The sequence below is a fragment of the Enterobacter cloacae complex sp. genome (assembly GCF_900322725.1).
Taxonomy (GTDB): domain Bacteria; phylum Pseudomonadota; class Gammaproteobacteria; order Enterobacterales; family Enterobacteriaceae; genus Enterobacter; species Enterobacter quasihormaechei.
Map to the genome: position 1 here is coordinate 1,745,335 of NZ_LT991957.1, position 20,684 is coordinate 1,766,018.

21 protein-coding genes are annotated in these 20,684 nt (G+C 58.5%); 4 read left to right on the top strand and 17 right to left on the bottom strand.

The features are described from left to right. Window positions 1-72 precede the first annotated feature (72 nt). Window positions 73-1,176 (bottom strand): aspartate-semialdehyde dehydrogenase, encoded by a 1,104-nt coding sequence (asd, locus tag DBR02_RS08855; protein ID WP_107534097.1) that lies wholly within the window; start codon window positions 1,174-1,176, stop codon window positions 73-75. A gap of 178 nt (window positions 1,177-1,354) precedes the next feature. On the opposite strand from asd, the gene yhgN reads away from it, so the two are divergent. Together yhgN and DBR02_RS08865 are read left to right on the top strand one after the other, a co-directional pair. Beyond that, complete coding sequence (gene yhgN, locus DBR02_RS08860; protein WP_003861574.1) at window positions 1,355-1,948, top strand: NAAT family transporter YhgN; 594 nt, start codon at window positions 1,355-1,357, stop codon at window positions 1,946-1,948. A gap of 279 nt (window positions 1,949-2,227) precedes the next feature. Further along, the gene (locus tag DBR02_RS08865; protein ID WP_107534099.1) at window positions 2,228-2,422 is read left to right on the top strand and encodes a hypothetical protein; all 195 of its coding nucleotides are present in this window, start codon (window positions 2,228-2,230) and stop codon (window positions 2,420-2,422) included. 43 nt (window positions 2,423-2,465) lie between these two features. On the opposite strand, the gene gntU is transcribed toward DBR02_RS08865, so the two are convergent. The 5 genes from gntU to DBR02_RS08890 form a co-directional block, all read right to left on the bottom strand. After that, a complete protein-coding gene (gntU, locus tag DBR02_RS08870; RefSeq protein ID WP_023295539.1) occupies window positions 2,466-3,806 on the bottom strand; it encodes a gluconate transporter in 1,341 nt (446 codons plus the stop codon). A 3-nt stretch (window positions 3,807-3,809) separates the two neighbouring features. Beyond that, window positions 3,810-4,337: a gluconokinase gene (gene gntK / locus DBR02_RS08875; protein ID WP_003861569.1), complete on the bottom strand. Its 528-nt coding sequence runs from the start codon at window positions 4,335-4,337 to the stop codon at window positions 3,810-3,812. A gap of 126 nt (window positions 4,338-4,463) precedes the next feature. Then, entirely contained in the window at window positions 4,464-5,459 is a 996-nt protein-coding gene (gene gntR / locus DBR02_RS08880) for a gluconate operon transcriptional repressor GntR (RefSeq protein WP_063865382.1), read from the bottom strand. A gap of 91 nt (window positions 5,460-5,550) precedes the next feature. Then, window positions 5,551-6,246, bottom strand: a complete 696-nt coding sequence (locus tag DBR02_RS08885) for a pirin family protein (RefSeq protein ID WP_000639796.1) — start codon at window positions 6,244-6,246, stop codon at window positions 5,551-5,553. A 123-nt stretch (window positions 6,247-6,369) separates the two neighbouring features. Further along, window positions 6,370-7,407: an oxidoreductase gene (locus tag DBR02_RS08890; protein WP_107534101.1), complete on the bottom strand. Its 1,038-nt coding sequence runs from the start codon at window positions 7,405-7,407 to the stop codon at window positions 6,370-6,372. Between the two features lie 256 nt (window positions 7,408-7,663). On the opposite strand from DBR02_RS08890, the gene yhhY reads away from it, so the two are divergent. Beyond that, the gene (gene yhhY / locus DBR02_RS08900) at window positions 7,664-8,152 is read left to right on the top strand and encodes an N-acetyltransferase (RefSeq protein ID WP_107534103.1); all 489 of its coding nucleotides are present in this window, start codon (window positions 7,664-7,666) and stop codon (window positions 8,150-8,152) included. A 40-nt stretch (window positions 8,153-8,192) separates the two neighbouring features. Here the strand turns inward: yhhY and ggt are convergent, their stop codons facing one another. Then, window positions 8,193-9,938, bottom strand: a complete 1,746-nt coding sequence (ggt, locus tag DBR02_RS08905; protein WP_173937192.1) for a gamma-glutamyltransferase — start codon at window positions 9,936-9,938, stop codon at window positions 8,193-8,195. Window positions 9,939-10,060: 122 nt separating this feature from the next. Here ggt and DBR02_RS08910 point away from each other — a divergent pair, with 122 nt between their 5' ends. Then, window positions 10,061-10,432: a DUF2756 family protein gene (locus DBR02_RS08910; protein WP_063449537.1), complete on the top strand. Its 372-nt coding sequence runs from the start codon at window positions 10,061-10,063 to the stop codon at window positions 10,430-10,432. Here DBR02_RS08910 and ugpQ read toward each other — a convergent pair. The 10 genes from ugpQ to livK all read right to left on the bottom strand — a co-directional run bounded on the left by ugpQ (window position 10,422) and on the right by livK (window position 20,464). Then, window positions 10,422-11,162 (bottom strand): glycerophosphodiester phosphodiesterase, encoded by a 741-nt coding sequence (ugpQ, locus tag DBR02_RS08915; protein ID WP_107534105.1) that lies wholly within the window; start codon window positions 11,160-11,162, stop codon window positions 10,422-10,424. The genes DBR02_RS08910 and ugpQ overlap by 11 nt on opposite strands. Beyond that, window positions 11,159-12,229 carry a sn-glycerol-3-phosphate import ATP-binding protein UgpC gene (locus DBR02_RS08920; RefSeq protein ID WP_107534107.1) on the bottom strand — a complete coding sequence of 357 codons (1,071 nt, stop codon included), beginning with the start codon at window positions 12,227-12,229 and terminating at the stop codon, window positions 11,159-11,161. The genes ugpQ and DBR02_RS08920 overlap by 4 nt, the downstream gene beginning before the upstream one ends. A 1-nt stretch (window position 12,230) precedes the next feature. Beyond that, the gene (ugpE, locus tag DBR02_RS08925; RefSeq protein WP_107534109.1) at window positions 12,231-13,076 is read right to left on the bottom strand and encodes a sn-glycerol-3-phosphate ABC transporter permease UgpE; all 846 of its coding nucleotides are present in this window, start codon (window positions 13,074-13,076) and stop codon (window positions 12,231-12,233) included. Beyond that, window positions 13,073-13,960, bottom strand: a complete 888-nt coding sequence (gene ugpA, locus DBR02_RS08930; protein WP_107534111.1) for a sn-glycerol-3-phosphate ABC transporter permease UgpA — start codon at window positions 13,958-13,960, stop codon at window positions 13,073-13,075. The genes ugpE and ugpA overlap by 4 nt, the downstream gene beginning before the upstream one ends. A gap of 106 nt (window positions 13,961-14,066) precedes the next feature. Then, complete coding sequence (ugpB, locus tag DBR02_RS08935) at window positions 14,067-15,383, bottom strand: sn-glycerol-3-phosphate ABC transporter substrate-binding protein UgpB (RefSeq protein WP_063449542.1); 1,317 nt, start codon at window positions 15,381-15,383, stop codon at window positions 14,067-14,069. A 245-nt stretch (window positions 15,384-15,628) separates the two neighbouring features. Beyond that, the gene (livF, locus tag DBR02_RS08940) at window positions 15,629-16,342 is read right to left on the bottom strand and encodes a high-affinity branched-chain amino acid ABC transporter ATP-binding protein LivF (RefSeq protein WP_074177582.1); all 714 of its coding nucleotides are present in this window, start codon (window positions 16,340-16,342) and stop codon (window positions 15,629-15,631) included. A gap of 1 nt (window position 16,343) precedes the next feature. Further along, a complete protein-coding gene (gene livG, locus DBR02_RS08945; RefSeq protein WP_006812274.1) occupies window positions 16,344-17,111 on the bottom strand; it encodes a high-affinity branched-chain amino acid ABC transporter ATP-binding protein LivG in 768 nt (255 codons plus the stop codon). Next, on the bottom strand, window positions 17,108-18,385 hold the full coding sequence (locus tag DBR02_RS08950) for a high-affinity branched-chain amino acid ABC transporter permease LivM (RefSeq protein WP_063865377.1): 1,278 nt from the start codon (window positions 18,383-18,385) through the stop codon (window positions 17,108-17,110). The genes livG and DBR02_RS08950 overlap by 4 nt, the downstream gene beginning before the upstream one ends. Next, complete coding sequence (livH, locus tag DBR02_RS08955; RefSeq protein ID WP_063449544.1) at window positions 18,382-19,308, bottom strand: high-affinity branched-chain amino acid ABC transporter permease LivH; 927 nt, start codon at window positions 19,306-19,308, stop codon at window positions 18,382-18,384. The genes DBR02_RS08950 and livH overlap by 4 nt, the downstream gene beginning before the upstream one ends. A 46-nt stretch (window positions 19,309-19,354) precedes the next feature. After that, window positions 19,355-20,464 (bottom strand): high-affinity branched-chain amino acid ABC transporter substrate-binding protein LivK, encoded by a 1,110-nt coding sequence (gene livK, locus DBR02_RS08960; protein ID WP_107534113.1) that lies wholly within the window; start codon window positions 20,462-20,464, stop codon window positions 19,355-19,357. Window positions 20,465-20,684 lie beyond the last annotated feature (220 nt).

Genomic DNA, 20,684 nt, shown 5'->3' on the forward strand with positions numbered 1-20,684 from the left:
GACATCTGCGTTTTACTCCATGTAGTACGCAAAAAAAGGGGGTGACAATCACCCCCCGTGTTTAACAAATTATTACGCCAGCTGGCGCAGCATGCGGCGCAGCGGCTCGGCGGCACCCCACAGCAGCTGGTCGCCAACGGTGAAGGCGGAGAGATACTCCGGCCCCATGTTCAGCTTGCGCAGGCGGCCAACCGGCGTGGTCAGCGTGCCGGTAACGGCAGCCGGGGTGAGCTCGCGCATGGTGATATCGCGATCGTTTGGCACCACTTTCGCCCACGGGTTGTGCGCGGCCAGCAGCTCTTCCACGGTCGGAATAGACACATCTTTTTTCAGTTTAATGGTGAAGGCCTGGCTGTGGCAGCGCAGCGCGCCGATACGCACGCACAGACCGTCAACCGGAATGGTGTTCGCGGTGGCGAGGATTTTGTTGGTCTCCGCCTGGCCCTTCCACTCTTCGCGGGTCTGGCCGTTATCCAGCTGTTTGTCGATCCACGGGATCAGGCCACCGGCCAGCGGTACGCCAAAGTTATCCACCGGCAGCTCGCCGCTGCGGGTCAGCTGAGTGACTTTGCGCTCGATGTCAAGGATGGCGGATGCCGGGTCTGCCAGCTCGGCCGCGACGCTGTGGTGCAGCTGGCCCATCTGGGTCAGCAGCTCGCGCATGTGGCGTGCGCCGCCGCCGGACGCGGCCTGGTACGTTGCCACGGAGACCCACTCCACCAGGTCCTGCGCGAACAGGCCGCCGAGGGACATCAGCATCAGGCTGACGGTGCAGTTGCCGCCAACAAAGGTTTTCACGCCGTTGTTCAGGCCGTCGGTGATGACGTCCTGGTTAACCGGGTCGAGAATAATGATGGCATCGTCTTTCATGCGCAGCGACGAGGCCGCGTCAATCCAGTAGCCCTGCCAGCCGCTTTCACGCAGCTTCGGATAGATTTCGTTGGTATAATCGCCGCCCTGGCAGGTCACAATAATGTCGAGTGCCTTCAGCGCTTCCAGATCGTAAGCGTCCTGCAACGTGCCTGTGGTACCCCCAAAGGACGGTGCAGCCTGGCCGAGCTGGGAAGTGGAGAAGAAGACCGGGCGGATGGCGTCGAAATCGCGCTCTTCAACCATGCGTTGCATGAGTACAGAGCCGACCATACCGCGCCAGCCGATAAAACCAACGTTTTTCATAGCATTTTTTTCCTGCAAGGGGTGTGTGCTGATTGTGCAAGCCAGTATTGAACTGGGATATGCTTCACATTACAAAATGCTGCCAAAGTCGCAAGCGAAATTAATCGATGATTGCCCGGCAATCAGAAAAAGTGCTAATCATCGCAATGACCACAATAAGTATCAGGGATAATTTAAGATGAGTGAAATCATTTCCGCAGCGGTTTTATTGATCCTGATTATGGATCCGCTCGGTAATCTGCCGATCTTCATGTCGGTGCTGAAGCACACCGAGCCGAAGCGCCGCCGGGCGATCATGATCCGCGAGTTGCTCATCGCCCTGCTGGTGATGTTTATCTTCCTGTTCGCCGGGGAAAAAATCCTCGCTTTCCTGAACTTACGCGCCGAAACGGTCTCCATTTCCGGCGGGATAATTTTGTTCCTGATCGCCATTAAGATGATTTTCCCGAGCGCGGAAGGCAGCAGCAGCGGCCTGCCCGCGGGCGAAGAGCCGTTTATCGTGCCGCTGGCGATCCCGCTGGTCGCGGGACCAACGATTCTGGCAACGCTGATGCTGCTGTCGCATCAGTATCCGAATCAGATGAGCCATCTGGTGATTGCCCTGCTCATCGCCTGGGGCGGGACGTTTATTATCCTGTTGCAGTCGTCGCTGTTCCTGCGCCTGCTGGGTGAGAAAGGGGTGAACGCGCTGGAGCGTCTGATGGGGCTGATTCTGGTGATGATGGCGACGCAGATGTTCCTGGACGGAATACGGGCGTGGATGAAGGGATGAGGATGTAAAAAAGCCGGGTGGCGCTCACGCTTACCCGGCCTACGGGACCTGAGGTTTTTTGTAGGTCGGGTAAGGCGAAGCCGCCACCCGACACACATACGGTCACTGAGGTCTGGTGCCTCAATAATTCAAAATATTCATTCGTTTTGCGAGCCGCCTTCCAGAGCCTCTCTTGCCACCCCGCCCCCAACGCAGTATCTCCTTGCCGCGCCTGCTAAATCAGGCGTCAGGATTAGCCTCTCCAGTGGTGGATACACATTACTCATCAGAGGCGGTCATATGACTACTACCCCTAACTTTTCTCACGCTTTATTTACTACCCCGTTCGATCACACCACCGATTTCACCGAACTGGCAGACAACTGCGCGCAGTTTGTTGACGTGCTGGTTGCGCACAAAGGAAGGCATCGTGCCGCTGTAAAAAAGCCGGGTGGCGCTCACGCTTACCCGGCCTACGGGAGAGGTTTTTTGTAGGTCGGGTAAGGCGAAGCCGCCACCCGACACACATACAGCCTCGTTAGCTCAGGAGCGTAAACGCAATCATCCCGACAATCGCACCCGTGGTGCCGAGGATGGTTTCCATCAGCGTCCAGGTTTTCAGGGTTTGCGCTTCGGTGGCGCCGGTAAATTTACCGAACAGCCAGAAGCCGGCGTCGTTTACGTGTGAAACCACAATCGAGCCGCCCGCGATACAGATAGAGAGCGCCGCCATCTGCGCGCCGGAGTAGTTCAGCTGTTCAATCACCGGCATCACCAGGCCCACGGCGGTCAAGCATGCCACGGTTGCGGAGCCCTGAATGATACGCACCGCCGCAGCCAGCACGAAGCAGGTGACCGCAATCGGCAGTCCCATTCCGGTCAGCGCTTCGCCCAGTGCCGGACCCACACCGGAGTCCACCAGTACCTGTTTGAACACGCCACCGGCACCGATCACCAGCAGAATGATACCCGCCGGTTGCAGCGCAGCGCCGCAAATCTCCATCACGCGGTCTTTCGGCATGCCCTGACGCATCGCCAGGCCGTAAATCGCCACCAGACACGCCACCAGGATCGCCGTGAACGGGTGACCAATAAACTCGAACCATTCGTACGCGGTTGAACCCACCGGCACAAAGCGCGCCGCGATGGTTTTCAGACCCACCAGCACCAGCGGGAGCAGGATCAAAGAAAGACTAAAGCCGAAGGACGGCATTTTGCCTTCGCCCAGGTGCGGCTCGGAGATGTCGTCCGGGATGTGCAGCTCAACGTAGCGGCTGATGAAGTTGCCCCACAGCGGACCGGCGATAATCATGCCCGGGATCGCAGCGCACAGGCCAATCAGGATCATCCAGCCAAAGTCCGCGTGCATCTGGGAGGCCAGCAGCATCGGGGCAGGCCCGGGCAGCAGAAACGCCGCGGCCGCCGCCACGCCCGCAAACAGCGGAATGACCAGCTTCACGAGGTTCGTACCGGTATGACGCGCCATTGAAAACGCCACGCTAATCAGCAGCACAACCGCCACTTCAAAGAACAGCGGCAGCGCGCAAATCAGACCGGCCAGACCAATCGCGTAGTGCGCTCGGCTGTGACCGAAGGATTTCAGCATCTTGACGGCAATCTGGTCGACCGCGCCCGTCTCGTGCAGGATCTTGCCAAACATCGCGCCCAGCGCCACCACAATGGCCAGGAAGCCCAGCGTGCCGCCCATCCCTTTTTCCATCGTCGCCGCGATTTTGTCGAGCGGCATACCGGAAAAGAGACCGGCACCAATAGAAACCACCATCAAAGCAACGAAGGCATGCATACGCGCCTTCATCACTAAAAACAGCAGCAGCAATACGGAACCCACTGCTGTCAGAACTAGCGTTAATGTACTCAAAACTTACTGCCTTTTATTAATAACCTCGATGGTGCTGGCTACAACACCTTCCAGCGGCTGATCGATATCAACCACTAAGACATCCTGCTCGTCAGCACCCGGCTCCTGCAACGCCTCGAACTGCGTGACCAGCATCTGGGTTTTGAAGAAGTGGCCTTTACGCGCCTTCAGACGGCTTTCAATCACCCCGAAATCGCCTTTCAGGTAGATGAAAGAGAGGTTCGGATTGCCGTCGCGCAGCAGGTCGCGATAGGTTTTTTTCAGCGCGGAGCAGACGATCAGGGAGACTTTGTTGGTGCGCTGCATCGCGAACGCGGCGTCATTCAGCGCCTGCAACCACGGTTTGCGGTCGTCGTCGTTCAGCGGCTCGCCGGAAGCCATTTTCATGATGTTGCTGCGCGGATGGAGGAAGTCACCATCAAGAAACGCAGCCTGGAGTTGATGCGCCACTTCGCTCGCCACGGCAGATTTACCGCTACCGGACACGCCCATCAGGACGTAAACGTGGTGATCGTGATTAGTCGTGCTCAAAGGGTGTCCCTCAGTCAATTGTTACGGGTAACAGTTATCGGTAACATTGTCCTGCCGGGGCAAAAGAGAAGCAATATCCAAACGTGTGCGATGTGAATAAGTGTGAGCTACTTCAAATTTGTCGGATTAAATAGATCCACCCGGTGACAAGGTGAAACCTAAATCTAACATTTTAGGGGTAACTGCCTCACCACGAATGCGCGCCAGCAGGCGTTCTGCACCAATGCGCCCCATGCGTTCGCGCGGGGTCAGGACGCTTGCCAGCCGCGGCTCCATCACCTGGCCGATGTCGTGACCGTGGAAGCCGGCAATCGCCATGTCATCAGGGATCTTCAGCCCCAGACGCTGGCATTCAAACGCCGCACCCACCGCAAGGTCATCGTTGGTACAGAAAATACCGTCCAGTTGCGGATACTCGCGTCGCGCCTGACGCATCAGCTCAATACCCGACGTATAAGATGAAGATTGCTCCACCATTACGCTGTACGGGGTTAAACCGGCGTCGAGCATCGCCTGCTCGTATCCCTTCTGTTTGATGATAGTACGTTCATCCAGTCGTGCACCCAGGTATGCGATATGGCGATGACCGCGGGCAATGATCGCCGCCGTCATCTGACGCGCCGCTTCAAAGTTATCGAACCCAACGGCAATGTCGAGGCACGGCGACTGGCTGTCCATCAGCTCCACCACCGGAATGCCCGCCACCTGAATCATTTTCAGCGTGCGCGGCGTGTGGGTTCGTTCCGTTAAAATCAGCCCGTCGATGTTCCAGGAAAGCATCGATTCAAGACGTTCCTCTTCCAGTTCCGGCTTGTACCCGTAGTGAGCGAGCATGGTCTGATAGCCAAACGCATCGGTAACGCTTTCGATACCGCGCAGCACTTCGGCGAAAACCTGGTTGGTTAAGGAAGGAAGCAGGACGCCCACCGCACGGCTGGTCGCATTGGAGAGAATATCGGGTGCGCGGTTGGGGATATAACCCAGTTCATCAAGGGCGGCGGCAATCTTGCCACGCAACGCCACGGAAACCTGTTCCGGGTTACGTAAAAAACGGCTGACCGTCATTTTGGTCACACCGACGCGATCGGCGACATCCTGAAGTACGGGGCGTTTCTTTTTCATCGTCCTGAGAAATCTTGAAGTGAGAGATTTGCTCAGTTTATCACGGACAAAGCTCAACCTTCCCCGTTTAAAGGGAAGGTTGAGAAATTATTTAGACCGGCGGCAGGTCAAACAGCAGGATTTCGCTTTCGCTGTCGGCGTGCACGGAGAGCGCCTGCTCGTCCCAGATAGCCAGGCCATCGGCGGTTGTGGCTTTCGTGCCGTTAATAGACACTTCCCCTTTCACCACCTGGATCCAGACGCGGCGGTTGGCGGCAATCTGATGGACAGACTGTTCGTCTTTCGCCAGCGCCCAGCGGTACAGTTCCATATCCTGGTGCACCTTCAGAGAACCTTCACGCGCATCTGGGGACAGCACCAGCTGTTTGCCCTGTTTCGCGTCGAAGCGGCGCTGCTCGTAGCGTGGCGTGATGCCGGTCTCTTCCGGAATGATCCAGATTTGATACAGGTGCAGTTTTTCCGTTTTGCTCGGGTTGTACTCAGAGTGACGCACCCCGGTGCCCGCGCTCATAATCTGGAACTCACCCGCCGGCACCTGCTCTTTGTTGCCCATGCTGTCCTGGTGCTCAACCGCCCCTTCCAGCACATAGGTCAGGATTTCCATGTCCTTGTGCGGGTGGGTACCGAAGCCCTGGCCTGCGTCAATCACGTCGTCGTTAATGACGCGGAGCGCGGAGAAGCCCATGAAGTTCGGATCGTAATAGTCGGCAAACGAGAATGAATGCCATGAGTCCAGCCAGCCATGATTTGCGTGACCGCGTTCGTTTGCTTTGCGTAAGTAGATCATTGTTTTCACCCTCAGTTCGTTTCGATGGAGTAAGTGTGGACGCAAACCGTCCGGGATCATAGAGGGTGAAAATTGACTCCTCTGTTCAAAAATTATGAACAACCGCAGAGGAGCCGTTTTTGCTTATCTGACGAGGGTTACCGTGGCAGGAGAAGCCTGTTCGAAGGCCCGTTCAAGGATTTCCAGGTTGGTGAGAACGTCAGATTCCTTGACGTAATTCGGCGTGCCGTTGGTGAGGGTTTCATACAGCGCGTCGTAGACGCGGCCATAGTCGCCGGTTTCCGGTTTGAGCTCTTCTCTGACCGTCACGCCCTCATCGTTCACGTACTCCAGCACGCCCACGGCATCGTCCGCCGCAAAGCCCGGTTCGCCCGGCATGATGTTGGCCTTCAGGCTGGTCTCCTGCTGGTCAATACCGTACCGGATGAACGAGCCCTTCGTGCCGTGAACGATAAATTTCGGGTAGTCGATTTTCACCAGATGGCTGGTTTTAACGATGGCCTTAAGGTCGCCGTAAAACAGCTGCGCCTCGAAGGTATCGTCCGGGTTGGCTTTATTGCGCAGGCTGCGGATGTCGTACGCCACGTGGTCTGGGCGGCCAAACAGGGAGATGATCTGGTCCATGGTGTGTACGCCCAGACCGTAGAACGAGCCGTCCTGCGGCAGGCCGGGTTTGGTTTCTGCCACCGGACGGTAGTAATCGAAGTGGCTTTCGATCTCTACAATATCGCCAAGCTTGCCGCTCTCGATCGCCTTTTTCGCCGTCAGGAAGCAGCTGTCAAAGCGACGGTTCTGGTACGGGGTGACGGTCAGACCTTTGCTTTTCGCCAGCGCGAACAGCGCCTTGGCTTCGGCAAGCGTTGGGGTGAACGGTTTTTCCACCAGTACGTTCTTGCCCGCTTCGAGCGCGCGTTTCGCGTAGTCGAAGTGACTGTCGGCGTGAGTGCAGACGATCACCAGCTTTACCTGCGGATCGTTAAGCACTTCATCGAGATCGCTGGTGAAGTGAATGTGGGAATACTGCGGAGACTGCTCTTCCGGCTTCGCGCTGCGACGGTAGATATGGGCTACATGCCAGGTGTCTTTACGGTTGAGAACATACGGAAGGTGGTAACGCGTGGTGCTTTTGCCAAATCCAATGAATGCGCAATGTAGTGTCATGGCTCAGTCCTTTTTAAGGTTACTGGGTTTAACCATAACAAAAAAAAAGCCAGCGAGAAGCTGGCTAAAGTAATACTGGAAGCAATGTGAGCAATGTCGTGCTTTCAGGTTCCCGTAGGAGGTCTTCCTGAATGCAGAGCAATAATAATCATTCTCATTCGCACTTGTCCAACACTTTTTGCAAAAAATAGCGATTGACTCAGATTTTAAAGTCAATGATGTTGGAAGGGACTTTTAACCGACTGAGGAACAAGGAATGAGTGAGATAGTGATACGCCACGCGGAACCGAAAGATTACGACGTCATTCGTCAGATCCACGCCCAGCCGGAGGTGTACCACAACACGCTACAGGTTCCTCATCCCTCAGAGCAGATGTGGCAGGAGCGGCTAACCGATCAGCCCGGCATTAAACAGCTGGTCGCCTGCATCGACGGGACTGTCGCCGGGCACCTGTGCATTGCCGTAGCCCAGCGCCCACGTCGCAGCCACGTTGCCGATTTCGGAATTTGTGTGGGTGCGCAGTGGCAAAACCGGGGCGTCGCCAGCGCCCTGATGCGTACCATGATCGATATGTGCGACAACTGGCTGCGCGTCGACCGCATTGAGTTAACGGTGTTTGTGGATAACGAACCGGCAATCGCGGTGTACAAAAAGCACGGATTCGAAATTGAAGGCACCGGCAAGCGCTACGGCCTGCGCAACGGTGAGTACGTGGATGCGTATTATATGGCGCGAATGAAGTAGTTTGTTGCCGGGTAAGGCGAAGCCGCCACCCGGCTAAACATCAATACCCCGCCGTTAAATCATCTACCGAACGCGGGTCCGACGCGCCAAACAGCGCCCCGTCCGGCCCGACCATAATGCTCTGGGTGCTGCCCATCGCCTCTTTCACCGCCACCTTTTGTCCGCGCTGCTCAAGCAGTTTTATCGTGTCCGGGCTAAAGCCCTTCTCGACGCGCAGTTCATCCGGCAGCCACTGATGATGGAAACGCGGCGCATTGGTCGCCTCGGCGACGTTCATGCCAAAATCGATGCTGTTCACCACCATCTGTAGCACGGTGGTAATGATGCGGCTCCCGCCAGGGCTGCCGGTCACCAGCCAGGTTTTACCGTCTTTCACCACGATGGTTGGCGACATGGACGACAGCGGGCGCTTCTTCGGCCCCACGGCGTTAGCATCCCCGCCGACCAGCCCGTACACGTTCGGCACGCCCGGCTTGGCCGAGAAATCATCCATCTCGTTATTCAGCAAAATGCCGCTGTTGCCCGCTACGATCCCGGTGCCGAAAGTGGTGTTCAGCGTATAGGTCACCGCCACCGCGTTACCGTCTTTATCCACCACCGAGAAATGCGTGGTCTGGTTACTTTCATACGGTGCCAGCTTGCCGGGGCGGATCTCGCTCGACGGCTTCGCCTTGTTGATGTCGATCTCGTCGGCAATCGATTTGGCATACGCTTTGTTGGTCAGCGCCTGCCACGGCACCTTCACGAAATCCGGATCGCCAAGGTATTCCGAGCGGTCGGCGTAGGCACGCTTTTCCGCTTCCGCCATCACCTGCATGGCGTCCGCGCTGCCGAAGCCGAACTTGTGCATATCAAAGTTTTCAAGAATGTTGAGGATCTGCACGATGTGAATGCCACCGGAGGACGGCGGCGGCATGGAGAAGACGTCGTACCCGCGATAGGTGCCGCTAATCGGCTCGCGCTCCACCGCCTTGTATTCTGCCAGGTCCGCTTTGGTAATGAGCCCGCCGTTCTTCTGCATCTCGTCGGCAATCTGATCGGCAATCGCCCCTTTATAGAAGGCGTCAGGACCGTTTTCCGCAATCAGCTCCAGGCTTCTGGCGAGGTTTTTCTGCACCAGCTTATCGCCCTTCTTCAGCGGCTCACCATCTTTCCAGAAAATCGCCTTGCTGTTTTCGTGATTCGGAATCACTTCACTGCCGTAGGTTTTGAGGTCGTCCGCCAGCGCGTCGTTCACCACAAAGCCGTCACGCGCCAGCTTGATAGCAGGCTGCACCACCTTGTTCAGCGGCAGCGTGCCGTATTTTTCCAGCGCCAGCGAGAAGCCCGCAACGGTGCCAGGCGTGCCGGACGCAAGGTGCGAGGTCAGGGATTTTTTGCTGTCCGGGTTGCCCTGATCGTCGAGGAACATATCGCGGGAGGCCTGATTCGGCGCCATCTCACGGAAGTCGATGGCCGTGGTTTTACCGTCTTTGGTGCGCAGCATCATAAACCCGCCGCCGCCCAGGTTCCCCGCCTGCGGGTGCGTTACCGCCAGCGCGTACCCGACCGCGACCGCCGCGTCCACCGCGTTACCGCCCTGCTTAAGAATATCGACGCCCACCTGGGTTGCCAGCGCGTCAACCGAGGCCACCATGCCGTGCGTGGCCCGCACGGGGTGAAAAACATCCTCCTCCACGCCGTAAGAGACCGGAGGAGCGGCGGGCGGGTTGGCCGCCACGGTAAATGTGCCGCCTGCCATCAGCGCAGCGAGGGCGACCCAGCGCAAAAAGGTTGGTTTCATCATTATTGTTCTCCAGGTGAAGGGGTCCATATTCCCCGCTTAAGCCTGGTTCACAACTCTTAAAAAATCATCGTTATGCTGGTTTAGGGGTAAACTTAAGAGAAGCCTCAAAGGAGGAGATAACCATGAAACGATTCCTGATCCTGACCGCGCTGCTCCCGTTCGCCGCGCTCGCACAGCCCATTAACACCCTGAACAACCCGAACCAGCCGGGCTACGTCATTCCGAGCCAGCAGCGTATGCAGACGGAGATGATGAGCCAGCAACAACAGCAGAAAGGGATGCTCAACCAGCAGCTAAAGACGCAGACCCAGGTGCAGCAGCAGCACCTGCAAAACCAGATGAACGCTAACACCCAGCGCGTGCAACAGGGCCAGATGCGCGAGCAGCCGCTGCAAAACCCAAACGGTGGGATGTTAGGGGGCGGGATGTCGCAAAGCAGCGGTCAGCAGCATATGCTGCCGACCCAGCAGAACGGCAGCATGCTTAATAAATAAAGTCTGGCCCGATCTTGTCAATCGCATCGGTACAGATGCTGTCTACGCCCCAGCGCAGCAGCTCGGCTGCACGCTGGGGTTTGTTGACGGTGTAGACCAGGATATGCAGACCTGCGTCTTTCAGCATTTTGACCCGCGCCGCATCCAGCAGCTTATGGTTGAGGTGGATCGACACGCAGCCTAAGCGGCCCGTCAGTTCGCGCCAGTCCTCACGCCACTCGTCCAGCAAGAGTCCGCGCGACAGCGCCGGTACGGCCGCCTGTGCGGCTTCCAGCGCGTCGATGTCAAACGAGGAGAGCAGCGGCGGCGTCATGCCTTCCCACAGCTCACGCGCGGCCAGCGCAATCACTTTGCCCGTCAGCGGCCCGGTGCCGGTGGTCGGTTTGATTTCGATGTTAGCCATCATGCCGTGTTGACGACACCGGTCCGCCACCTCCGCCAGCAGCGGCAGCGGCTCGCCTTTGAAATCCCCGCTGAACCAGCTTCCGGCGTCCACCTTCAGCAGATCGCGCCACGGCAGTTCGCCCGCCACGCCCCAGCCGTTGCTGGTGCGTTCGAGGTTGTCGTCATGCAGCAGGAAAATTTCGCCGTCCTTCGACAGCTTGGCGTCGAACTCGACCATCGTGTGGCCGTAGCGTGCGCCAGCGTCAATCGCCGCCAGGGTGTTCTCCGGCGCCAGTTTACCGCCGCCACGGTGGGCGACGATGTGGGGGTAAGGCCAGTTGCTCATACTCGTTGTCCTGTTTCACCGTCAAATAAGTGCAGGTGATTTTCCGGCATATGCAGCCACAGCGTGCTGCCTGCCTTCGGGCGCTCCTGATGCGGCAGGCGCACCACCAGCTTTTGCTCGCCCCAGCGCCCGTGCGCCAGGTTATCGGCGCCCAGCATCTCCAGCGTGTCCATCACCAGCGGCACGCCGCCGTCCGCCTGAGACGTTAAGCCAATATGCTCTGGGCGGATGCCGAGCGTCATCTTACGCCCAGCGTACCCACGATAGTACCAGTTGATCGGTAACGCCATCCCGCTTTCCAGTTCAAAGTGGGTTCCCGCAGCATTGATCCGCCCGTCCAGCAGGTTCATCGCCGGGCTGCCGATAAAGCTCGCCACAAAACGGCTGGCCGGTTTTTCGTAGACCTCCACCGGCGTGCCAATCTGCTCGGCAATGCCTTTGTTCATCACCATCACGCGCTGGGCGAGGGTCATGGCTTCGACCTGATCGTGGGTGACATAGAGGGACGTGGTTTTCAGACGGCGATGCAGCTGCTGTAGCTCAAGGCGCATCTGCACGCGCAGCTTGGCGTCGAGATTCGAGAGCGGTTCGTCGAACAGGAATACCGCAGGGTCGCGCACGATGGCGCGCCCCATCGCCACGCGCTGGCGCTGGCCGCCGGAGAGCTCGCGCGGGCGGCGCTTAAGCAGGCCGTCAAGTTCCAGAATGCGCGCGACTTCTTTTACGCGCTCGGCGATATGGCCTTTGCCCATCCCGCGAATTTTCAGCCCCCAGGCCATGTTCTCCTCCACGCTCATGTGCGGATAGAGGGCATAGTTCTGGAACACCATCGCGATGCCGCGATCTTTTGGCTCCATCTCGGTGACGCGCTGGCGGTCAATCCAGATATCTCCGGACGTGACGCGCTCCAGCCCCGCCACCATGCGCAGCAGCGTGGACTTCCCGCAGCCGGATGGGCCGACCATCACGATAAATTCACCGTCCGCCACGTCGAGCGTCAGCGGCTGAATGACCTGGGTTTTACCGTCCCAGCTTTTGGTAACTGCCTGAAGTTTTAAACCTGCCATCTTATTTCTCGCTATCGACCAGGCCGCGGACAAACGCGCGCTGCATGGCTAAAACAATGACTACGGGTGGGATTAGGGTAAGCAGCATCGCCGCCATCACCTGGTTCCAGAGGGTGGTGCCTTCGCCGGTGGCGATCATGCCTTTGATGCCCGCCACGGCGGTGCCGAGGTTAACGTCCTGAACGATCAGCAGCGGCCACAGGTACTGGTTCCAGCCGTAGATAAAGGTGATCACAAACAGCGCCGCGAGGTTGGTTTTCGACAGCGGCAGCACGATGTCGCGGAAGAAGCGCATCGGGGAGGCACCGTCGATGCGCGCGGCCTCAATCAGCTCGTCCGGCAGGGTCATAAAGAACTGGCGGAACAGGAAGGTGGCGGTCGCCGAGGCCATCAGCGGCAGGGTTAAGCCCGCGTAGCTGTCCAGCATCTTCAGGTTGGCGATCACCTCCACGGTCGGGAAGATACGCACCTCCACCGGCAGCATCAGGGTGATGAAAATCATCCAGAAGAACAGGTTACGCAGCGGAAAGCGAAACCAGACGATGGCGAAGGCCGAGAGCATCGACACCGTGATTTTGCCCACCGTAATGCCGAACGCCATGATGAAGCTGTTGAGCATCATCAGCCAGAACGGCGCGCTGTTGGCGCCCACGCCCTTGGTCCAGATGGTCTTCATGTTTTCGAAAAGGTGCCCGCCCGGGATCAGCGTCATCGGCGTGTCGAACACCGCTTTGGTGTCCAGCGTGGCGGCGACAAAGGCCACGTACAGCGGGAACAGGATAACGAGGATACCCAGGATCAGCAGGGTATGGCTGAAAATCGTCAGCCCGCGACGGTTCTCAATCATTGGTAGCGCACCTTACTTTCGACATAGCGGAACTGCACTACCGTGAGGATGATGACGAGGAACATCAGCACGACGGACTGCGCGGCAGAGGCCGAGAGATCGAGTCCGGCAAACCCTTCGCGGTAGATCTTGTAGATAAGCGTGGTGGTCGCCTGCACCGGACCGCCCGCAGTGGCGGCGTCGATCACCGGGAAGGTATCGAAGAAGGCGTACACGAGGTTTACCACCAGCAGGAAGAAGCTGACCGGGGCGATCAGCGGCAGCGACAGCCTGAAGAAGCGGCGCACCGGCCCTGCGCCGTCGATGGCGGCGGCCTCCACCAGCGAACGCGGAATGGATTGCAGCGCGGCGAAGAAGAACAGGAAGTTATAGCTGATCTGCTTCCACACCGAGGCGAACACCACGAGGAACATCGCCTGACCGCTGTTCTGGGCGTGGTTCCAGTCATAGCCGAATTCCGCCAGAAAATGGGTAATCAGCCCGCGGCCGGGGTTAAACAGGAAGATCCACAGCACGGCACCCACGGCGGGGGCCACGGCGTAAGGCAGCAGCATCAGGGTCTGATACAGGCGGCTGCCGCGCACCACGTAATCCACCAGCGCGGCGAAAAACAGCGACACGACAAGGCCGCTCACGGTCACCAGCGCGCTGAACCTGATCGTCGTCCAGAAGGAGTCCAGGTAATAGCTGTCGTGGAACAGCGCCGTAAAGTTGTCCAGCCCAACGAACTGGCTGGACAGCCCGAACGGATCGACGCTTTGTACCGAGTACCACAGCGCTTCGCCCGCAGGCCAGATGAAGAAGATAACGGTGATGATCAGCTGAGGCGCGACCAGCAGGTACGGCAGCCAGCGGGAACGAAACACCGGACGGGATGAGGACATGGAGATTTGATTCCTGAACAATGCCGGGTGGCGGCTACGCCTTACCCGGCCTGGATGGGGCACATCGTAGGCCCGGTAAGCGAAGCGCCACCGGGCGTTTCAGCGATTACGATTTCGTCGACTGCTCAAAGCGGCGCAGCAGCTGATTGCCGCGCTCTACCGCAGAGTCCAGCGCCTGCTGCGGGGTTTTCTTCCCGGTCCACACGCTTTCCAGCTCTTCATCCACGATGGTGCGGATCTGCGGCATGTTGCCCAGGCGCAGGCCTTTGGTGAACGGCAACGGCGGCTTGTTCAGCATCTGACGCGTCGCGATGTCCGCGCCCGGGTTTTTGCTGTAGAAGCCCTGCTCGCGGGTCAGGTCGTAGGCGGCCTTGGTGATCGGCAGATAGCCGGTTTTCTGGTGCCATTCGGCCGCGTTTTCCGGCTTCGCCAGGAAGTCGAGGAACTCGGCTACGCCTTTGTAGGTGCCGCTGTCTTTACCCTGCATCACCCACAGGCTGGCCCCGCCGATGATGGCGTTCTGCGGCGCGCCTTTTACGTCGGCGTCGTACGGCATCATGCCCACGCCGTAGTTGAATTTGGCGTAGTGACGGATATCCGCCAGCGAGCCGGAAGACGCGGTGGTAATGGCGCAGTCGCCGTTGTAGAACTTCTCGGTGGATTCGTCTTTACGCCCGAAGTAGCTGAAGTCGCCCTTCTTGTTCAGATCCGCCAGCAGCGCGATGTGCTTCACCTGCTCCGGCTTGTTGAACTCCAGAACCGCGTCGGTGCCGTCGAAGCCGTTGTTTTTGGTGGCAACCGGCAGGCCGTGCCAGGCGCTGAAGTTCTCAATCTGGATCCAGCCCTGCCAGCCGCTGGCGTAGCCGCACTTCATGCCCGCCGCTTTCAGCTTCGCGGTGTATTCGGCCAGATCCTGCCAGGTTTTTGGCGGCTGCTCCGGATCCAGGCCCGCTTTTTTGAAGGCATCTTTGTTGTAGTACAGCACCGGCGTGGAGCTGTTAAACGGCTGGGACAGCAGGTGGCCGGTTTTGGAATCGGTGTAGTAACCGGAGACGGTCGGCACGAACTGGGATTCGTCAAAGTTGATGCCCGCGTCTTTGAACACTTCGTAGACCGGTTTGATGGCTTTCGAGGCCATCATGGTTGCGGTGCCGACTTCATACACCTGCAACAGCGCAGGTGCGTTGCCGGTACGGAAGGCGGCGATGCCCGCGCTCAGGCTCTGCTCGTAGTTGCCTTTGTACACCGGCACAATTTTGTAATCCGGGTGGGTGTCGTTGAAACGCTGCGCCAGGGAGTCAACCTCTTTACCCAACTCCCCTTCCATGGAATGCCAGAATGGAATGGTGGTCACGGCCATTGCGTTCGTCGCAAAAGCCAGACCGATTGCCAGACCCAAAGCCGTGTGTCGTAACGATGTCATTGTCATCTCTCTTATTATGCCGGATGCGCGATATCACGCGTTTTGTGCTCGCGAGGTAACATGACATGCTCGAATGACAGAAAAATAACTGTTTGTTTACAGATAAGTGACGGCCAGGCGTCAGGGGGATGATGGTTGTGTGAAGGGGTTAATATGAAAAAAGCCGGGTGGCGGCTGCGCCTTACCCGGCCTGGAGGGTATCCGTAGGCCCGGTAAGCGTAGCGCCACCGGGCACTACAGACGGCTCAGCCGCCCAGGTACGCGCTCCGCACCGCTTCGTTCGCCAGCAGCGCGTCGCCGGTATCCTCGAGCACCACGCGACCATTCTCCAGCACGTAGCCGCGATCGGCGAGCTTCAGCGCCTGGTTGGCGTTCTGCTCGACGAGGAAGATGGTCATCCCCTCTTTGCGCAGCTGCTCAATGGTGTCGAAAATCTGCTGGATGATGATCGGCGCAAGACCGAGCGACGGTTCGTCCAGCAGCAGCAGGCGCGGCTGGCTCATCAACGCGCGGCCAATCGCCAGCATCTGCTGTTCACCGCCGGACATGGTGCCCGCACGCTGGATGCGGCGTTCCCACAGGCGCGGGAAGAGTTCGTACACCCATTTGATACGGGTGTGATACTGGTCGCGGTCAGCAAAAAAGCCGCCCATCGCCAGGTTCTCTTCCACCGTCATACGTGAGAAGACGCGGCGCCCTTCCGGGACAATCGCCACCGCTTCACGCATAATTCTGGCAGTCTGCCAGTCGGTAATGTCTTTGCCATCAAACACAATCCGCCCGCTGGTGGCGCGCGGGTCGCCGCACAGGGTGCCGAGCAGCGTGGTTTTGCCCGCGCCGTTGGCGCCAATCAGGGTGACGATTTCCCCCTGATTGATGTGCAGGCTGACGTCGTGCAGCGCCTGGATCTTGCCGTAGTGCGCATTGACCTTGTCGAACGTTAACATCGCTTTTTCCATCTTATGCCTCACCAAGGTATGCGCGGATCACGTCCGGGTTGTTGCGGATCTCTTCCGGCGTGCCGTTTGCCAGCGGCGTGCCCTGGTTTACCACGTAGATACGGTCCGAAATGCCCATCACCAGCTTCATGTCGTGCTCAATCAACAGGATGGTGGTGTCGTGATGATCGCGCAGCTCGGCAATCAGCTCGTCCAGCTCTTTGGTCTCTTTCGGGTTGAGGCCCGCCGCCGGTTCGTCGAGCATCAGGATCTCCGGCTGGGTCACCATGCAGCGCACGATCTCCAGCCGACGCTGGTCGCCATAGGCCAGGTTGCTCGCCTGCCGGTTGGCGTGCTGGAGCAGGCCGATACGGTCGAGCCAGGTGGCGGCGCGATCGAGCGCCTCCTCCTGCGTGCGGCGGAAGGCCGGGGTTTTCAGCAGGCCGGAGAACAGGCCGGTTTTCAGCTGCTGATGTTGCGCCACCAGCAGGTTCTCAATCACCGTCATCTCGCGGAACAGCCGCACGTGCTGGAAAGTACGCACCACGCCCATGCGGGCAATCTGCTGGCCCGGCAGCCCTTCCAGGTGCTGGTCGCGCAGCATGATGGTGCCGCCCGTCGGCTTGTAGAAACCGGTCAGGCAGTTGAAGACCGTGGTTTTCCCCGCGCCGTTCGGGCCAATCAGGGAGACGATCTCTTTTTTATGCAGATCCAGGTTCACGTTGTTGACCGCCAGCAGGCCGCCAAAACGCATCATCAGACCGTTAACGGATAATAATGGCTGACTCATGCCTGCTCTCCTTTCGCTTCCGCACGCTTAAGCTTCAGCTGTGGACGCGTCATCGGCAGGAGGCCCTGCGGACGCCAGATCATCATCAGCACCATCAAACCACCCAGCATCAGCATGCTGTATTCGTTAAAGTCGCGCATCAGCTCGCGGGAGACCACCAGCAGGATGGCCGCGAGGATCACGGCAAACTGCGAGCCCATCCCGCCGAGCACCACGATCGCCAGCACAAAGGCCGATTCGGCAAAGGTGAACGACTCGGGGCTGACGAAGCCCTGGCGCGCGGCGAACAGCGTGCCGGCGAAACCGGCAAACGCGGCGCTGATGGTGAACGCGGTCAGCTTGATGCGGGTCGGGTTCAGGCCCAGAGAGCGGCAGGCGATCTCATCTTCGCGCAGCGCTTCCCACGCGCGGCCCAGCGGCATGCGCAGCAGGCGGTTGATCACGAACAGGGTAATGACCACCAGCAGCAGCGCCACCAGGTAGAGCCAGATCACGCGGTCGGACGGGTCATATTTGATGCCGAAGAAGTTGCTGAAGGTATCCCAGCCGCCTTCGCGGGCGGTACGGCTGAACTCCAGGCCGAAGAAGGTCGGCTTCGGGATCTGGCTGATGCCGTTCGGCCCGCCGGTCACTTCGGTGTTGTTGAGCAGCAGGATACGGACGATTTCGCCGAAGCCTAAGGTCACAATCGCCAGGTAGTCACCGCGCAGGCGCAGCACCGGGAAGCCGAGCAGGAAGCCTGCGGCGGCAGAGACCAGCCCCGCCAGCGGCAGACAGGTCCAGAAGCCGAGGCCGTAATAGTGGTTCAGCAGCGCGAAGGTGTACGCGCCGATAGCGTAGAAACCGCCGTAGCCCAGCACCAGCAGGCCGGACAGCCCCACCACCACGTTCAGACCGAGGCCGAGGATCACGTAAATCATGGTCAGGGTGGCGATGTCCACCGTACCGCGCGACACCATAAACGGCCACGCCACGGCAGCCACCAGCAGCGCCACGAGGAACAGCTTCTGCTTTACCGTGGTACCGTCGATTGCCGGCAGGACGAACTTCGGTCCGGAGACGTTTTTCAGCGTCTTCTGGAACAGCGGACGCAACAGCTGGAACAGAAACACCACGGCGGTGCCGATAAACACCCACTGCCAGCGGATGTCGGGGGCGGTATCGACCACCAGTTTCGTGCCGTCCAGCCCTAACTGGACGCCCATAAAGACGCCCGCCAGAACGAAGAACATGGCGGCAGAGAGCAACGCCATAGCAAAATGCATCGGTTTCATACTTTCTCTACCTCCGGACGGCCCAGAATACCGGTAGGCATCACCAGCAGAACCAGAATCAGCAGGGCAAACGACACCACGTCTTTATATTCGGTGCTCAGGTACGCCGAGGAGAGCGCCTCCGCCACGCCCAGGATCAGGCCGCCGATCATCGCGCCTGGAATGCTGCCGATACCGCCCAGTACCGCCGCGGTGAAGGCTTTCATCCCGGCCATAAAGCCGATGTACGGGTTAATTACGCCGTAGAACTGGCCGAGCAGAACCCCCGCCACCGCCGCCATTGCGGCACCAATCACGAAGGTCAGAGCGATGACGCGGTCGGTGTTGATGCCGAGCAGACTCGCCATCTTCAGATCTTCCGCACAGGCGCGGCAGGCGCGTCCCATGCGGGAGTAGCGGATGAAAACGGTCAGGGCCAGCATCGCCAGGAAGGTGACAACCCAGATAACCAGCTGCATGGTAGTGACAGAGGCAGAGAAGTTTTCGCTGGCTCCCACAATCCACTGGCCGTTAAACAGGCTTGGCAGCGCCACGTCGCGCGAGCCTTCGGTCAGGCTGACGTAGTTTTGCAGGAAGATCGACATACCAATCGCGGAAATTAGCGCAATCAGGCGCTTGGAGCTGCGCACCGGCCGGTAGGCCACGCGCTCAATGCTCCAGCCGTAAGCACTGGCGATCACAATCGCGCCGACAAACCCGGCGGCCACCAGCAGCCAGCTGCTGTCGATGCCCATCATCATCAGCGCGGCGATGATCATAAAGGAGACGTAGCTACCGATCATGTACACCTCGCCGTGGGCGAAGTTGATCATGCCGATAATGCCGTAAACCATCGTATAGCCGATGGCGATCAGCGCGTAGGTGCTTCCCAGCGTGACGCCGTTAAACATCTGCTGCAAAAAGTAGAGAAACTGCTCGGACATATGCAAACCTTTTTATACCCGCCCGGAGAGCCGGGCGGTGGGATAATTATTTGGCGACCGAGGAAGACCCGTCGGCGTGCCACTTAAAGACACCAAATTCAAATCCCTTCAGATCGCCTTTCTCATCCCAGTTCAGCGGCCCAATCACGGTATTCGCCCCGTGTGCTTTTAAATCTTTCACCAGATCCAGCGGTTCTTTGCTGCCGGTACGGTCCATTGCCGTTGCCAGAGACTGCACGGCCGCGTAGGTGATCCAGACGTACGGACCGCTCGGATCTTTCTTCTGCGCCTTGAGCGCATCCACGATAGCCTTGTTGGCCGGATCCTGGTCATAGCGTTTTGGCATGGTGACCAGCATGCCTTCGGCAGAATCCCCCGCGATGTTGGACAGTGAGGCATTGCCCACCCCCTCTGGCCCCATAAACTGGGTTTTCAGGCCGGTGGCGCGCGCCTGGCGCAGCATCTGGCCCATTTCCGGGTAGTAGCCGCCGTAGTAGACGAAGTCGATATTCTCTTTTTGCAGGCGGGCGATCAGCGCGGAGAAGTCTTTCTCACCGGCGGTAATGCCGTCGAAGAAGACGATGTTCGCGCCGCCTTTTTTCAGGCCGTCCTGCACGGAGCGCGCCAGACCTTCGCCGTACTGCTGCTTGTCATGAATGATGGCGATACGCTGTGGCTTAACGGTCTCAAGGATGTATTTGGCGGCGGTCGGTCCCTGAGAAGAGTCCAGGCCGGCGGTACGCATGATGTGCTGATAGCCGCGCTGGGTCAGCTCCGGGTTGGTGGCGCCCGGGGTGATCATCAGAATGCCTTCGTCCTCGTAGATGTCGGACGCGGGCTGCGTGGAGGACGAGCAGAGGTGGCCAATGACATACTGGATGCCATCGTTAACGATTTTGTTGGCGACCGCGACGGCCTGTTTCGGATCGCAGGCGTCGTCATATTCCACGCCCACCAGCTTGTCGCCTTTGATGCCGCCCTTAGCGTTGATGTCTTTTATGGCCTGGCGCGCACCGTTGAACTCCATGTCACCCCACTGGGCAACAGGACCGGACATCGCACCCACTACCGCAACTTTAATGTCCTCCGCCGTAGCGGTATGCGAGATCGACAGTGCGACCATCCCCGCGATTAACGTCTTCGCGTTCCTTTTCATCTCAGAATCCCCATTCGTGAAGTGATGTTTATATTTTGTTTTATTATGGTTAAAAAGCATTCTGTACTTTTAATGAACAACGCTATTTTTACCAGTGCCTTTAAGGGTTTAGCGCGGTTTTTTATCAAAAACCAGACTAATATCTCTATTTTTCAGGAGATTAAGGAAAGATAATATTCTGAATTCAGGCAGAGATAAACAAATAAAAGCGCGTTTTGCA

What these genes read in the sequence shown, in the direction of transcription:
- ugpA (WP_107534111.1), bottom strand. Translation starts at nt 13,960, where the DNA reads ATGTCCTCATCCCGTCCGGTGTTTCGTTCCCGCTGGCTGCCGTACCTG.
- asd (WP_107534097.1), bottom strand. Translation starts at nt 1,176, where the DNA reads ATGAAAAACGTTGGTTTTATCGGCTGGCGCGGTATGGTCGGCTCTGTA.
- DBR02_RS08920 (WP_107534107.1), bottom strand. Translation starts at nt 12,229, where the DNA reads ATGGCAGGTTTAAAACTTCAGGCAGTTACCAAAAGCTGGGACGGTAAA.
- ggt (WP_173937192.1), bottom strand. Translation starts at nt 9,938, where the DNA reads ATGATGAAACCAACCTTTTTGCGCTGGGTCGCCCTCGCTGCGCTGATG.
- yhgN (WP_003861574.1), top strand. Translation starts at nt 1,355, where the DNA reads ATGAGTGAAATCATTTCCGCAGCGGTTTTATTGATCCTGATTATGGAT.
- ugpB (WP_063449542.1), bottom strand. Translation starts at nt 15,383, where the DNA reads ATGACATCGTTACGACACACGGCTTTGGGTCTGGCAATCGGTCTGGCT.
- DBR02_RS08890 (WP_107534101.1), bottom strand. Translation starts at nt 7,407, where the DNA reads ATGACACTACATTGCGCATTCATTGGATTTGGCAAAAGCACCACGCGT.
- ugpQ (WP_107534105.1), bottom strand. Translation starts at nt 11,162, where the DNA reads ATGAGCAACTGGCCTTACCCCCACATCGTCGCCCACCGTGGCGGCGGT.
- livF (WP_074177582.1), bottom strand. Translation starts at nt 16,342, where the DNA reads ATGGAAAAAGCGATGTTAACGTTCGACAAGGTCAATGCGCACTACGGC.
- gntR (WP_063865382.1), bottom strand. Translation starts at nt 5,459, where the DNA reads ATGAAAAAGAAACGCCCCGTACTTCAGGATGTCGCCGATCGCGTCGGT.
- ugpE (WP_107534109.1), bottom strand. Translation starts at nt 13,076, where the DNA reads ATGATTGAGAACCGTCGCGGGCTGACGATTTTCAGCCATACCCTGCTG.
- DBR02_RS08910 (WP_063449537.1), top strand. Translation starts at nt 10,061, where the DNA reads ATGAAACGATTCCTGATCCTGACCGCGCTGCTCCCGTTCGCCGCGCTC.
- livK (WP_107534113.1), bottom strand. Translation starts at nt 20,464, where the DNA reads ATGAAAAGGAACGCGAAGACGTTAATCGCGGGGATGGTCGCACTGTCG.
- yhhY (WP_107534103.1), top strand. Translation starts at nt 7,664, where the DNA reads ATGAGTGAGATAGTGATACGCCACGCGGAACCGAAAGATTACGACGTC.
- DBR02_RS08865 (WP_107534099.1), top strand. Translation starts at nt 2,228, where the DNA reads ATGACTACTACCCCTAACTTTTCTCACGCTTTATTTACTACCCCGTTC.
- livH (WP_063449544.1), bottom strand. Translation starts at nt 19,308, where the DNA reads ATGTCCGAGCAGTTTCTCTACTTTTTGCAGCAGATGTTTAACGGCGTC.
- DBR02_RS08885 (WP_000639796.1), bottom strand. Translation starts at nt 6,246, where the DNA reads ATGATCTACTTACGCAAAGCAAACGAACGCGGTCACGCAAATCATGGC.
- DBR02_RS08950 (WP_063865377.1), bottom strand. Translation starts at nt 18,385, where the DNA reads ATGAAACCGATGCATTTTGCTATGGCGTTGCTCTCTGCCGCCATGTTC.
- livG (WP_006812274.1), bottom strand. Translation starts at nt 17,111, where the DNA reads ATGAGTCAGCCATTATTATCCGTTAACGGTCTGATGATGCGTTTTGGC.